Annotated in this window: 14 protein-coding genes; 4 read left to right on the top strand and 10 right to left on the bottom strand. The window is 52.1% G+C overall.

Annotated elements, in window-relative coordinates:
- The first annotated feature begins 198 nt into the window (after window positions 1–198).
- Window positions 199–312, top strand: coding sequence for a cytochrome b6-f complex subunit V (petG, locus tag NDA02_RS16105; RefSeq protein ID WP_035999205.1), 114 nt, complete (start codon window positions 199–201; stop codon window positions 310–312).
- A 142-nt stretch (window positions 313–454) separates the two neighbouring features.
- Here petG and NDA02_RS16100 read toward each other — a convergent pair whose 3' ends face one another.
- On the bottom strand, window positions 455–1,957 hold the full coding sequence (locus NDA02_RS16100) for a YdiU family protein (RefSeq protein ID WP_190790422.1): 1,503 nt from the start codon (window positions 1,955–1,957) through the stop codon (window positions 455–457).
- A 20-nt stretch (window positions 1,958–1,977) separates the two neighbouring features.
- On the opposite strand from NDA02_RS16100, the gene NDA02_RS16095 reads away from it, so the two are divergent.
- Window positions 1,978–2,127 carry a hypothetical protein gene (locus NDA02_RS16095; RefSeq protein ID WP_190790423.1) on the top strand — a complete coding sequence of 50 codons (150 nt, stop codon included), beginning with the start codon at window positions 1,978–1,980 and terminating at the stop codon, window positions 2,125–2,127.
- Between the two features lie 177 nt (window positions 2,128–2,304).
- Here NDA02_RS16095 and glmU read toward each other — a convergent pair whose 3' ends face one another.
- From glmU to NDA02_RS16080, 3 genes are all read right to left on the bottom strand, one after another.
- On the bottom strand, window positions 2,305–3,693 hold the full coding sequence (gene glmU / locus NDA02_RS16090; protein ID WP_190790424.1) for a bifunctional UDP-N-acetylglucosamine diphosphorylase/glucosamine-1-phosphate N-acetyltransferase GlmU: 1,389 nt from the start codon (window positions 3,691–3,693) through the stop codon (window positions 2,305–2,307).
- A 101-nt stretch (window positions 3,694–3,794) separates the two neighbouring features.
- On the bottom strand, window positions 3,795–4,640 hold the full coding sequence (locus NDA02_RS16085; RefSeq protein WP_348247111.1) for a metal ABC transporter permease: 846 nt from the start codon (window positions 4,638–4,640) through the stop codon (window positions 3,795–3,797).
- Between the two features lie 182 nt (window positions 4,641–4,822).
- The gene (locus NDA02_RS16080; RefSeq protein WP_199296428.1) at window positions 4,823–5,566 is read right to left on the bottom strand and encodes a metal ABC transporter ATP-binding protein; all 744 of its coding nucleotides are present in this window, start codon (window positions 5,564–5,566) and stop codon (window positions 4,823–4,825) included.
- 245 nt (window positions 5,567–5,811) lie between these two features.
- Between NDA02_RS16080 and NDA02_RS16075 the strand changes: the two genes are divergently transcribed.
- On the top strand, window positions 5,812–6,747 hold the full coding sequence (locus NDA02_RS16075) for a zinc ABC transporter substrate-binding protein (RefSeq protein ID WP_199296429.1): 936 nt from the start codon (window positions 5,812–5,814) through the stop codon (window positions 6,745–6,747).
- On the opposite strand, the gene NDA02_RS16070 is transcribed toward NDA02_RS16075, so the two are convergent.
- From NDA02_RS16070 to NDA02_RS16045, 6 genes are all read right to left on the bottom strand, one after another.
- The gene (locus tag NDA02_RS16070) at window positions 6,719–7,345 is read right to left on the bottom strand and encodes a TMEM165/GDT1 family protein (RefSeq protein ID WP_190790940.1); all 627 of its coding nucleotides are present in this window, start codon (window positions 7,343–7,345) and stop codon (window positions 6,719–6,721) included. The two genes, NDA02_RS16075 and NDA02_RS16070, sit on opposite strands and share 29 nt — an antisense overlap.
- A 305-nt stretch (window positions 7,346–7,650) precedes the next feature.
- Window positions 7,651–8,655 (bottom strand): hypothetical protein, encoded by a 1,005-nt coding sequence (locus NDA02_RS16065; RefSeq protein WP_348255284.1) that lies wholly within the window; start codon window positions 8,653–8,655, stop codon window positions 7,651–7,653.
- Window positions 8,615–9,616 carry a M20/M25/M40 family metallo-hydrolase gene (locus NDA02_RS16060; protein ID WP_190790942.1) on the bottom strand — a complete coding sequence of 334 codons (1,002 nt, stop codon included), beginning with the start codon at window positions 9,614–9,616 and terminating at the stop codon, window positions 8,615–8,617. The genes NDA02_RS16065 and NDA02_RS16060 overlap by 41 nt, the downstream gene beginning before the upstream one ends.
- A gap of 273 nt (window positions 9,617–9,889) precedes the next feature.
- Window positions 9,890–10,336 (bottom strand): ribonuclease III family protein, encoded by a 447-nt coding sequence (locus NDA02_RS16055; protein WP_190790943.1) that lies wholly within the window; start codon window positions 10,334–10,336, stop codon window positions 9,890–9,892.
- A gap of 32 nt (window positions 10,337–10,368) precedes the next feature.
- The gene (locus tag NDA02_RS16050) at window positions 10,369–11,310 is read right to left on the bottom strand and encodes a homogentisate phytyltransferase (RefSeq protein WP_190790949.1); all 942 of its coding nucleotides are present in this window, start codon (window positions 11,308–11,310) and stop codon (window positions 10,369–10,371) included.
- A gap of 106 nt (window positions 11,311–11,416) precedes the next feature.
- The gene (locus tag NDA02_RS16045) at window positions 11,417–12,262 is read right to left on the bottom strand and encodes a methyltransferase domain-containing protein (protein WP_190790944.1); all 846 of its coding nucleotides are present in this window, start codon (window positions 12,260–12,262) and stop codon (window positions 11,417–11,419) included.
- A gap of 280 nt (window positions 12,263–12,542) precedes the next feature.
- On the opposite strand from NDA02_RS16045, the gene NDA02_RS16040 reads away from it, so the two are divergent.
- Window positions 12,543–12,761 (top strand): hypothetical protein, encoded by a 219-nt coding sequence (locus tag NDA02_RS16040; RefSeq protein WP_190790945.1) that lies wholly within the window; start codon window positions 12,543–12,545, stop codon window positions 12,759–12,761.

The following is a 12,761-nucleotide window of genomic DNA, read 5'->3' as shown; positions in this document are numbered from 1 at the left end:
GCAAATGCAGGCAGTCTTGTCACCACAGTACCTGAAAGCCTTGCTCTACTTAAAGTTTACCGCTTTCTTATTTTATTTTACTCAGGATATTTTAAATTGAACCCGTCGCGGAGATTATGAAAGAAGACTAAAAACCGTTAAGAAGCGGCAATGTCGCTTTGTTTGCTAAAATTCAAACGGAGATAAGGAGATAAAGCTGTGGTAGAACCGTTACTTTCTGGCATTGTGCTTGGTTTGATTCCTGTCACCCTGGCAGGATTATTTGTGGCTGCCTATTTGCAATACAAGAGAGGCAACCAGCTCAATCTTTAGTCCCCGTTGCGAGTCTAGACTCGGTAAGACGCTAAAGAAGGCTCTGCCAATTCTTGCCCTCATTCGCTTGCTCTTGTTTGCCCGCCCTATTAATGCGAGGGATCCAGGGAGAGTTCAACCACCGCTTGACTCTCCCGACTTTTCAAATCTCCTCTGAAACAACCGACGATCGAATCCGATCGAGCAGTGCATAAAACGGCTGCCAGTTATCTTCCTGGGTAATGGGTTCCCAGATGGCTTCGATTTCGGGACGAATAATAACTGTTGCCGGATTGTGCTGACTTAATCGTTGGGCGATCCGGCTTATTTCTGATTCGGGTAGGCTGTTCAACACCTGATGGTAAAACTGCCGCCAGCGATCGAGCAGACTTTCCACCGCATCGGTTTTGTCGCCAGGAGCCTGAGTGACTGCCAGGTTAAAAATATTGGTTGCGGCGTCGCGCCAGGAGCGATCAAACTGTTGCCGCAGTGCCAGGAAGAAATCGTGATAGCCTAGCTTGGTTTCAAAGAGAAGCTGCAAAGTCAGATGCAAAAGCTCATCGGCAACTTCTTCGGAAACCTGATCGAAACCGATCTCAAACCCTAATTTTCGCAGCATCCGCTGACGGTAGGTGTGCTGATAACGATCGTGATAGCGATCGAGGGCAGCTTCCATGTCAAATGGATCAAGCACAGCTTTGAGCGGCACTTGCAGCATTTGCAGATTCCACTGGCAAGCGGCGGGCTGGTTCGCGTAGCAGTAGCGTCCGTAGTAGTCAAAATAGGCGGCAGTAAACTGTGGGTCGTACTGCTGAATAAAGGCATAGGGTCCGTAGTCGAAGCTTTCGCCCGTGACGGACATATTATCTGTGTTGAGAACGGCATGACAAAAGCCGACCGACATCCACTGTGCGGTGAGATCTGCCACTCGCTCGACCAGTTCGGTATAGAACTGCAAGTAAGCGTTTTCCTGTCCTTTCAGGTGGGGATAGTAAATTTCCAGAACGTGATCCAGCAATTTCTGAATCAAATCTTTGCGTCCGAGATGGTGCAGCCGCTCAAAGGTGCCAAATCGAATATGCGATCGAGAAAAACGAATCATCACAGACGATCGGGTCGGAGACGGTTCATCACCGCGCCATAGCCCTTCTCCGGTTTCCACCAGACTGAGACAGCGCGAGGTTCTGACACCCAGCTGATGCAGCATTTCCGCCGCCAGCACTTCCCGTACTCCGCCTTTCAGGGTCAAGCGTCCATCACCGCCTCTAGAGTAGGGAGTTCTGCCCGATCCTTTTGTGCCAAAGTCGTAAAGCGCACCGTCAATCCCACGCACCTGCCCATAAAGAAAGCCGCGCCCGTCGCCTAACTGCGGGTTATACTCCCCAAACTGGTAGCCGTGATAGCGCATTGCCAGGAATGGAGAACGCCCCTCAAACCGCCCAAACGCCTCAATGAAATCAGCATCGGTCACCTGCTGCGGGTCGAGCCCAAGCTGACGCAACACATCATCGTTACGAAACCGCAAAATCTGTTGGGGAAACTTTGCCGCAGCTACCCCATCGAAGTAGTCTTCCCCTAACCGCTCAAAGGCGGGCTCATAGGGAAGTGACAGAATTGAATTCCCCGATAAATTCGCAGAACGATCGGCAGGCATATTGACAGACATGGACGACACACCAGACTTTAATGAACGACTTTGATGAGCAGCAGGGCTTTGCCCCTTCTTTCAGTCTAGTGTCCGATCAATTGGCTCAACTAATGCTTTCTGCTGACCTTTTGCCACAGTCTGAAATTGGGCAGGAAAAGCAGTTGGGAAAAGTAGTCAGGCTAAAGTAGCCAGGAAAAGTAAGCAAGAAAAAAGGGAGAGCCATTTGGAAAACTCTCCCAACCATCAGGGTGCATCTACATAACAGATTATTGCACTAAAGGGGTGAGGGGCGTAACCCCCTATTTAATTTTTTTCTGTAAATCTACGAAAAAGTTTCACAGGTAGGGGAAATTTTTTGCCCTAAGTCACTCTGCTTGCTGTTCCGGTTGCTGTTCAGCATACCCCGATCGATTCAATTTCCAGCCTGGCTTAACGACCTGACGGGCACGGGCGATCACCAGCGCGTCGTGGGGTACATCTTCAGTCACAACCGAGCCAGCAGCGACGGTCACATCTGCCCCCAAGGTCACGGGCGCGACCAGCACACTATTTGATCCAGTTTTGGAACGATCGCCGATCTCGGTTCGGTGCTTTTGTACACCGTCATAATTTGCCGTGATTGTACCTGCTCCTATATTGACCCGATTTCCCAAACTCGCATCCCCCAGGTAGGAGAGATGCGCCACGTTCGTTTGCTCACCCAGCCGCGAATTTTTCAGCTCGACAAAGTTTCCAATTCGGCAGCCTTGTCCTACTTCCACATGACCGCGCAAATGGGTATACGGACCAATCCGGCTATTTGCTTGCACCCTGCTATCGCTTACCACTGAAAGCAGAACAGTAGTATTCTCACCAATCTCGCTGTTTTCAATCAGGCTACCCGGACCAATCCGACAGCCCGATCGAATCACGGTTTTGCCGCGCAGATGGGTTTGCGGCTCAATGATCACGTCCGGTTCGAGCTGCACTTCAGTATCGATCGTAATGCTGCCCGGATCGATCAGCGTTACTCCGGCTGTCATCCACTCCTGCTTGATGCGCGTTTGCAGAATCTCATAGGCATCGGCGAGCTGCTGGCGATCGTTAATGCCGAGAATTTCTTGATAGTCTTCGACATCCACTGCCATCACGGGCGAGACTGCTGTCACGGCATCGGTAAGATAGTATTCCTGCTGATTGTTGTTGCTCTGAAGCAGGGGCAATACTTCCGCCAGCTTTAACCAGTTAAAGCAGTAGATTCCGGCATTAATGCGCTGGTTTTGCCGTTGAGCAGGCGTACAGTCCCGGTCTTCTACAATTTGCGTTACCCGATTTTCGCTATCGCAGAACACTCTGCCGTAGCCCTTGGGATTAGCAATCTGAGCCGTGAGAATAGTAGCAGCGTTTTGATGCGTTTGATGCGTTTGAAGCAAAGCACCGAGCGTTTTAGGACGTAGCAGCGGCACATCGCCATTAAGTACCAGTAAATCTCCTTCAAACCCTTCCAGGTGAGGAATGAGCTGCTGAACGGCGTGCCCGGTTCCAAGCTGCTCTCGCTGTTCAACCAGTTCCACATCCGGTACATGGGCGAGAGCCTGACTCACCTGCTCTGCCCCATACCCAACAATCACCAGACGGCGGCTCGGCTGAATTTCTGTCGTGCCGTCCAAAACCCTTTCCAAAAGCGATCGTCCACCAAGAGAATGCAGCACTTTGGGCAAACGAGACTTCATCCGAGTCCCTCGCCCTGCCGCCAGAATTGCTACCGCGACCATTCGTAATGCTTGCCTGCTGAGATCACATCCAACGGAGTATAGCTGGTTCTGACCCGATTTCAGCAAGGGCAACCAAAAAATTGGCTGGCTTTGTCTGGTTTTTACGCTCGCTGAAATGCCCGCACCAAAATTCCTTGGCTTGGACTGAGCAGCAGTGCCAGGAAAAACAGCACCGACGCAACCAGAACGATCGCTGCACCAGAAGGCAAATTGTAGTAATAGCTGAAATACATCCCACTCAGGCTCGACACAGTGCCGATCGCCCCACCCACAAGCATCATCTGATGCAGTCGCGGCACGAGCAAATAAGCAGTGGCAGCAGGCGTGATCAGCAGCGACAGAACCAGAATGACGCCGACTGCTTTCATGCTGGCAACAACAGTAAGGGCAAACAAAATCATCAAGCCTGTGTCAAACCAGTTGGTCGGCAAACCCGTCGCCTGTGCCCCAAGCGGGTCGAAGCTAAAAAACAGCAGTTCCTTATAAAAAAGAACGATCGCCAGCAGCACCAGGACAGCGATGATCGCCGTATCCCGAACTTCTGACTGAGTCACGCCCAGAATATTGCCAAACAGAAAATGGTTCAGGTCGATTTTGTTGGACTTCTGGACGACCGTAATGAGCGTCACTCCTAGTGCGAAAAAGGCAGAAAAGACAATGCCCATTGCGGCATCTTCTTTGATCGGCGAGCGGGTATGAATCCAGCTAATAATCACCGCACTTAGCAACGCCGCTACAAACGCCCCCAAATACAAATTTGCGCCCACAATAAAGGCAATCGCTAGTCCGGGCAGCAGCGAGTGACTAATTGCATCCCCCAGTAACGCCATCCGTCGCACTACCAGATAGCTGCCAACTACCGAACAGAGGACTCCAACAATAATTGCGACCACGAGCGATCGCTGCATAAAGCCGTACTGAAGTGGGTCGAGCAAGAGGGAAAGCATAGAAAACGTTCGATATTTCGAGCAGTAAGAGGGTAAAAACTGTGATCCGAACCCTTCCCCTGGCAGGTCAAGTTTGGGAGAACCCGGCTCGCTTCAGGATTCTCAAAGTCCCGCAAAGTTGGGGAATTGGGGGGCACGGTAGGGAATTTGAGACTTCTCAAAAACGCTTTCCCATCAAGAAACTACGCAGCCTGTTTGCCAAAGAAGCTTACATGACCGCCGTAGGCACGAGTCATATTTTCAACCGTGAGCACTTGATTCCGATCGCCGCAAGCAATCAGTTCACGATTTAGCAGCAGTAGCCGGTCGAAGTGGGTAATTGATTCGCCCAGATCGTGATTAACGACGAGGACGGTTTTTCCGCGATCGGCAAGCTGCCGGAAGATGCCAAACAGCAGGTCTTCGGTCTTTTGGTCGATGCCGACAAAGGGTTCATCAAAGCAAAATACATCTGCTTCCTGTGCCAGAGAGCGGGCAAGAAACACGCGCTGCTGCTGTCCGCCCGATAGCTGACCGATAGGCCGATTGCGAAACTGCGACATTCCGACTCGTTCCAGTGCTTCGGCAGCCGCCTGCCGACTAGTGACTGAAAACCGATTCAGGTAGCCCATTTTGCGAACTCTGCCCATCAGCACCACATCCCAGACCGTTGCCGGAAAGGTCCAGTCAATCTGCGATCGTTGGGGGACATAAGCAACGCGCTCTTTCTGGTCGGCAAGGGGGCGATCGCCATAAAAAACGGAGCCAGACACCGTGGGAATTAAGCCCAGCATGGCTTTGATCAGCGTACTTTTGCCTGCGCCATTAGGTCCAAAAATACCAACCAGGTGTCCGGGAGTCATCGTAAAGCTGACATTCTGAAGTGCCCGGACAGACTGATACTGAACGCTCAAATGCTCAACTGCGATGACGTGGGGTGCAGTCATAGGTCGAGCAGACCGACGAGCAGAGGATTGGAAGCGGGCAGTCGGGTGTAGGGCAGTCATAAGCAGCAGCGTGAGGAGGAAAAATGAGAAGAATATGAAAACGCAATATGATCGAATCTACCATAGATTATGAAACCAATGTGAAAAGGCTGTAGTCCGTCATGGGAAAGGAACTGATGCAATCAAGGGATAGAGATAACGGACGGTTTCGGGCAGGAAAAGGGGCAAAAGCTCTATCCCGCTATATGCTTCTTTGGATAGTGATCGGGGTAATGGGTTTAACCGGATGCGGTTCAAATCAGTCCACAGCCGAGGACGGCAAGCCAAACGTCGTCTCGACCAGCACCATGATTAGCGACTGGACGACTGAAATTGGCGGCAGCGAAATTGATCTGACCAGCATCCTAAAGCCAGGAGATGACCCACACGTTTATGAGCCAGTTCCAACCGACTCCCAGGCAATGGAAGAAGCGCAGCTCATCCTCTACAACGGCTTCAACCTGGAACCGGGGCTAATTCGTCTGCTAGAAGGCGCAGGAGCAAACGCTAAAAAAGTGGCGGTCGGAGAAGTGATCAAACCGCTAGACCTGCAAAAGGATGGGCAAACAGTTCCCGATCCCCACGTTTGGGGCAGTGCAGAGAATACGATCGAGATGGTGCAGGCAATTCGGGACGCGCTGATCGAACTCTCGCCGGACGATCGCGAGCAGTTTACCCAAAATGCCAATCGGCTCATCGTGGAACTAGAGCAGCTTCATACCTGGATTCAGCAGCAGGTCGCGACAATTCCGCCCGATCGCCGTAAACTCGTTACAACCCACGATGCCTTTCAATACTATGCGCGTGTCTATGGCTTGACCGTGCCAGGAACCCTCATTGGCATCAGTACCGAAGAGCAGCCCAGTGCCCAGACGGTTCAAAAGTTAGTCGAGTCAGTGAAAGGCTTGGGGATTCCCAGCATCTTTGCTGAAACCACGATCAATCCGCAGCTCATTACCACCGTTGCCGAAGAATCGGGCGTGAAATTGGCTCCCCAAAAGCTTTACTCCGACTCGATCGGTGCACCGGGCAGCGATGGCGATAGCTACATCAAAATGATGGTGGCAAATACTAAAGCGATCGTCGAAAACCTGGGCGGACGCTATACCCCGTTTACCCCACCCAGCCCATCAGCCGAGTAAAGCTCATCGAAGCAAACAGGAGAAATAAGCCGCCGCCGATCGCCGTCAGTTTCTGTTCGGAGACGCGCCCACAGAAAAACTTGCCGCACTGCACTGCAATCAGGGCACAAAGTGCGTGACCCAGAATGGCTCCCAGCGAAACGCCTATCGGATGATTTGCCGCTGCCAGCGCAATCGTCGTGATCTGGGTGCGATCGCCCCATTCCCCCAAAAAAGTCAGTCCAAACGCCTGAGAGACAACCCCCAGCGATCGGCGCGGCTTGATCTTGGACTCGGCTTCCATCACCGTTTCGGCGGCTTCCTGCTCTTCTGCTAAACAGCCATTGGGCGACATTTGGCGAGCGTCGTAGAGCAGCTTTAGCCCAAAGCAGAGAAACAGCAGAATTTCGCCCCAGCGCACGTAGATTTCCGGCAGCAGAGTTGCGAACTGTCCCAGCAGCACCGAGAGAACGGTCATTGCGGCTAATGCTAAAACTGCACCCAGAAATACCCAGCGACGGGGGTGACGCATTGCCAGGATTGCAGAAACGAAGAACGTTTTGTCACCCAGCTCGGAAACAGTAATTAGCAGCAGAGCCGCAGTAAATCCGGTTAACATCCTCAGTTGCTCCTCTCGATTCAGTCAGTGATCGACGTCACGGCTGACGGAGCGTGATGAGGATAAAACACTTCACCAGCTCACATCAATTTGTGAACTTAGTGAAGGTCTCGCTAATCAAAAACTTTTGCTTTTGCGTTTGAGCCAGGTTCATCACCAGTATGTTGACTCAAACTCACTTAGCTTGCAGAGATAATCGCTTCCTGAAGCAATTCAAAGGTCATTCAGAAGCAAACTCTAAAAGCCAGCAGCTACTCCCCTTCATTTGTTTCTATCCTAAGTCCTGGGGCAGAGAAAGTCAAAGTTCAGGACTGCGACAGGTAATAGCCTTTTCGATAAACCCAGGCAATCTGATCCGGGTCAAGGCTTTGAGTCCAGGTAGAAAAATCGGGTTCACGTTTTCTGCGCCGAATGGTTTTGCGGCTAACCTTCAGGCGACGAGCAAGCTGACTGGCAGAAATAGCTGTGGCTCCCGGTGAGAAATCTGCTTCCAGAAAATCGACGTAGGCATCCCAGAAGACAAACAGGCTAATGAACAGCAAAAAAATCACGGACTCTGGACGCTTGAGCACGTCTGGTGTCTCCAGCAGATCATCAGAACCGGACAGGTCAGGAAAAGGAGAATTCGCAGCCGCAGCGTAGGACACTTCTTCTAAAGGTTGTGGAGAGGCTGGCGATCGCGTATCAGACGCAGGATGCTGAACCGTAAAGCTCTGCTCATCTTCGGTTTGAAGCTCTGTTGGAGCGTCGATCGGGGCAGGGGAAGCAGGCTCTAGGGATTCCGGGAAAGAATTAGAGGCTTGAGTCACAAAATTTCTCCGAGGCAGGGGCAAATCGGACAAAAGCAGATCGGGTGGTTCAGAAAAAGAGGTATCGAGCAAAGACGGCTCGAAGGAAGAAGGAAAAGGAAACTGAATCGTCTGCCGCCAGTCAAGGTGAGTCTCCCCTTGGCGACGACTATAAACCATGATGGTTTGAATCGACTGAACATTCAAGACGCTTAGAATACGCTGCAAAAAGGCGATCGCTTTCTCCTGATCAAGAAGCTGCTGCGCCTCCAGCAAAACGTGCAAACAGTGATTCTGACGCTGGACTTTTGCCTTGACTCCGTGCGATCGGGTTACGTAGTTCAGCAGCGTCGCAATGGCGATCGAATGACCTTGTTGAGCAAGCGCAAGGATTTCCTGCGACAACATAGCATGACCCTGAACAGCAGCGCGGAAAGCAAATTTTCCATCCATAGCATACGAGATTCGGCGACCGTTCACGCTAATTGCCGATCGCACCTTGCAGCAAAATGGCGATCGCATTGATCACAGTTTGGGCTGAACCTAGGAAAAAGTCGCGATCGATCGTCTCTGGGGTATCGCTTGGCTGATGGTAGTGGGGATTGCGAAAGTTTGCAGTATCCGTGACCAGCACTGCACCGCGCCCCGATCGCCAGAAAGGAGCATGATCACTGCGAACCAGGTCAGGCGTAAAGCGTCCCATGGTGGGAACCGATAGCGTTAACACCTGCGGCAGGTTTGGCCGATTAGCATCGGTAAAACTCTGGGTCAGGGCAGGATGGCCCTGATCGCCAATCACCCCCAAAAAATTACCGCGATCGGTGGGTGGGGCAATCGGCAACACACTTGGAAAAGTTTGACAGCCAGGAGTTTGGCAGGCGTAACCCAGCATATCGAGAATCACTGCCCCATCAAAAGTTGGCTCCGACTGAAGCTGCTGCACGTAGGCTTCACTGCCTAGCAGACCTGCTTCTTCAAGGTCAAAAAAGACCAACCGCAGCGAACGCGGGGTTTGCTTTTGCTGGAAGAGCCTGGCGGTTTCCAAAAGGGTTGCGACTGCGGTGGCGTTGTCGTCTGCTCCAGGGGAATCTTCGACTGTATCGTAGTGTGCGCCCAGCAAAATCACGCCAGCAGTTGAGCCATTTCCAGGACGCTCTGCCACCAGATTCACACCACCCTCGCCAAAGGGCTGCTCCTGCACCTGCCAGCCTGCGGACTGAAGCTGCTGCATAATATAGCTGCGGGCACGGGCACGATCGGCTGCCTCATGCCGCACAAATGCCAGTTGCTCAACATCGGCAATCAGGCGATCGGAATTCGATCGAGGCAAGACAAGGGGCATATCGCTAGAGACTCGAAACGGCGACGAGTACTCAACTTCTCTGGCAAGGGGAAGGAATCTTTGCGGGTGCAGTCCCCAGCCCAGCAAAACGGCAGCGATCGTCACCAAAAACAGCAGCACTCCAAGCCAGCGTCGCCTCATGGCATTCCTCCCGTTGATTTGCCGATTGAGCCGATCGTTCAAGATATTGCCGCTCTGGAAGCGGCTTCATCGTCTAAAGTCTAAGATCAATCTCCTGTAATAGGGTGTGATTCAGCGATGATCCCCTTGGGTAAATCTCTCAATTCTGGGGACAATTTAGCCTGGGGTAATGGAGCATCTGGAATACCTGTTAAGCAGCCCAGGGAAGGCATTCAGATATAGAATTTTCACTCATCGTTTCAATGGTATCTTAATGGCATCAGCGCAAGTCCTTTACTCTTGCTCTGGCTGAGCGAAAGACGATTCAAACAATCGCTTCACGACTTCGCTTGCCGATCGAAATCCACCATCAAAATAAACGCCGCCGATCGTTGCTTGAAAGGTCGCTGACAGCATAGCGGGGTCAGGCAGGGTGTCGCTGGCTTGTTCATCGCTGCTGAGGCGCAAAAAACGATCGATCTGGAGGAATTGAGCGATCTGGCTCAAGGTTTCCGGGTTGACAAGCTGACTCAACCAGGATTCGAGGTCGTCTGCCTCGGAGTAGCCATAGCGAATCAACAGTTCGATCACGACCATTTGAATCAGTCGATCGCCCAGGATTTGATAAACGGTCTGATTGCCCGGAAGCTGATGCTCGATCGCGTAGGCGGGGGTTGTGAGTGCCTGTTTCAGGATCTCTTTGTCGAAGAAGAAATAGCCGAGATTTTGTTCGATCGCCATGCTATTCCCAAAAATTCCTCAAGCGCGAAAACTTAACCTTGATGCAGCAAACAGGCAGCCGGAAACACCAGATATTCCAGGAAAAACAGCTTCCAGATGAATTGATAAAACTGGGCGATCGATTGCTTTTCGCGTAAGTCCACACGGCTACTTAACACCCAGAGCGCAATCAGAGCCAGAACGTGAGTGGGGATCAGGAAAAGGGCACTGACATTCGGCAGCAATGTACCCGCCACGATCATGCCGCTGTAGCAAAGCGTAATGACCCAAAGTGCCAGCTTGAACACCGCCTTTTGTCCCAGCCGCATTGTAAACGTAGTGATGTGGTAGAGCCGATCGCCCTCCAGGTCGGGAATGTCTTTGAAAATCGCGATCGCAAACGTGAACACCAGCACAAACAGCGTCAGTGCCCAAACCGGAGCCGGAACCCCAAAACTGCCGCCCAACTGCTGATTAAAGTGCAGGAATAAACCCAGATTCACGATCGCCCCGCGCACCGTAAAAATGCAGACCGATGCCCAGAACGGAAACCGCTTGAGCCGGAGCGGGGGCAGCGAATAGGCAGTTCCGATCGCCACGCTGAGCCACACGGTCGCCATCAAAAACACACCCTGCACCGCAGACAAACCCAATGCCAGCAGTCCGGTCGTCAGAACGATTGCCTGTGCCTCCCGGCGGGAAAACTCACCCGATGCCAGGGGCAAATGGGGTTTGTTGATGCGATCGATCGCCACGTCCTCAAGCTGATTGAGCCCCACAATGTAGACATTGCCGCATAGACAGGTCAACAGGGGCAGCAAGGGCAACGATAGAGAAGCAGGATTTAGCGCAAAGGCGATCGCATACAGTCCAAGAACGCTCAGCGTCGTACCAATGATGGTGTGGGGACGGGAGAATTTCCAAAAGGCATAAATCCAGGGAAGGCGTTGCATTAAGTTCGATCGAGACGGGCGGGGTGGCGAAATCTGGCTCATGGAGTTGTTTTTGGGGATCGGCATGATTCTACGAGATTCCAGAGCCGGATATGCGATCGTGGCATAAAAAGATGTTGAAGGAATGGAAGTGAAAAGGGGCGAGGGGTTAGGGTTTGGTGGCTTGGAGTAAGCCGAAGCGGACTAAACCTCGTTCGTAGCCGCGTTTCATCAAACCCAAAGAGAAAGCAGCTTGGATCGTAGTCCAACCAGAGAGGAGTAAGCCGACGATTGCTTGAGGGGTGAAGGCAGAGTCGATCACGATATCCCAGAACGGGGCAACGGCAGCAGACCAGTCGGCGGTTTGGAGATTCTGGAATCCGGTTTCGCGGGCGATCGTTTCGTACTGCGGCAGGGAAATGACATAAGGCAGACAGTAGACGCGGTAGATGTCTTGCAGGTGCTTTTGTTCGTCAGGGGTGAGGGGCTGATTCTCGGTGGGGCGATGGCACCAAGTCACCATGAGAAATTTGCCGCCCGGTTTGAGAACGCGATAGCACTCCTGCACAAATTTTTGTTTGTCGGGCATATGTTCGCCGCTTTCCAGTGACCAAACAAAGTCAAACGAATTGTCGGGAAAGGGAGGTTGCTGGGCATCTGCGACGAGAAACTGGGTGCGATCGCTGAGTCCTGCGGCTTTCGCCCGTTCTGCGGCGCGGTTTGCCTGCACGGGGCTAAGGGTAATTCCGGTGGTGTGCGCGTTAAACTTTTCTGACAGGTAAAGAGAGCTGCCGCCAATCCCACAGCCGACGTCGAGGATCTGGCTTGCCTGCTGCACGTCTGCCCACTTCAGCAATTCTTCGATTAAGTCAATCTGTGCCTGTCGGCGGTCTTTGCGCTCCTGTCCCGATGCACCGTAATAGCCGTGGTGCATGTGTTCACCCCAAATTTGCTCCCACAGACCGGAAGAAGTGTCGTAAAACTGCTGAATCTGCTGCTGAAGGGTTAGGGTCATGTCTTATCTGTCCAATGAGCTGATAAATGAAAGTTGCCAAGCGGATCGGCATTCTGGTATCTCTTGCTTAGTTTATTAGAGGATGTTTGAGAAGTCATTGCTGAGACCCAAACCGTCCCCTTACCCTCCCCTTTCAAGGGGAATCTATTGATCCCTGGGTTGCAAAGTCCCCTCGCTCTTTTAGAGCGACAAGCCAAACTTAGGGATTGAGGGAGCGATGTAGAACATTGCACACTGCTCAAACGTCTAAACGAACTTTATTGAGGAAACGAAACTGCTCATGCACTCACCAGATCAATGGATTTTTGAACCCGGCACGGAAGGTCCACCACCGCGATCGCCTGCCTCAAAGCAAACGCTGAAGGAAGACATCAAGCAGGGACTTGGCTACGTTCAGTTTGTGGTGCGGATGGCAACGCGGATTCGGAGCTGGAAGAATCGGATTCGCTTTGTGGTGGGCTTGATTCTGTGGAAGCCAATCCTGCCCGATCAAGAATAG

The organism is Leptolyngbya sp. ST-U4 (assembly GCF_039962215.1).
Taxonomy (GTDB): domain Bacteria; phylum Cyanobacteriota; class Cyanobacteriia; order Elainellales; family Elainellaceae; genus Leptolyngbya_A.
The sequence above is the reverse complement of the archived record's forward strand: the minus strand, read 5'-3'. Positions and strand labels throughout refer to the sequence as shown.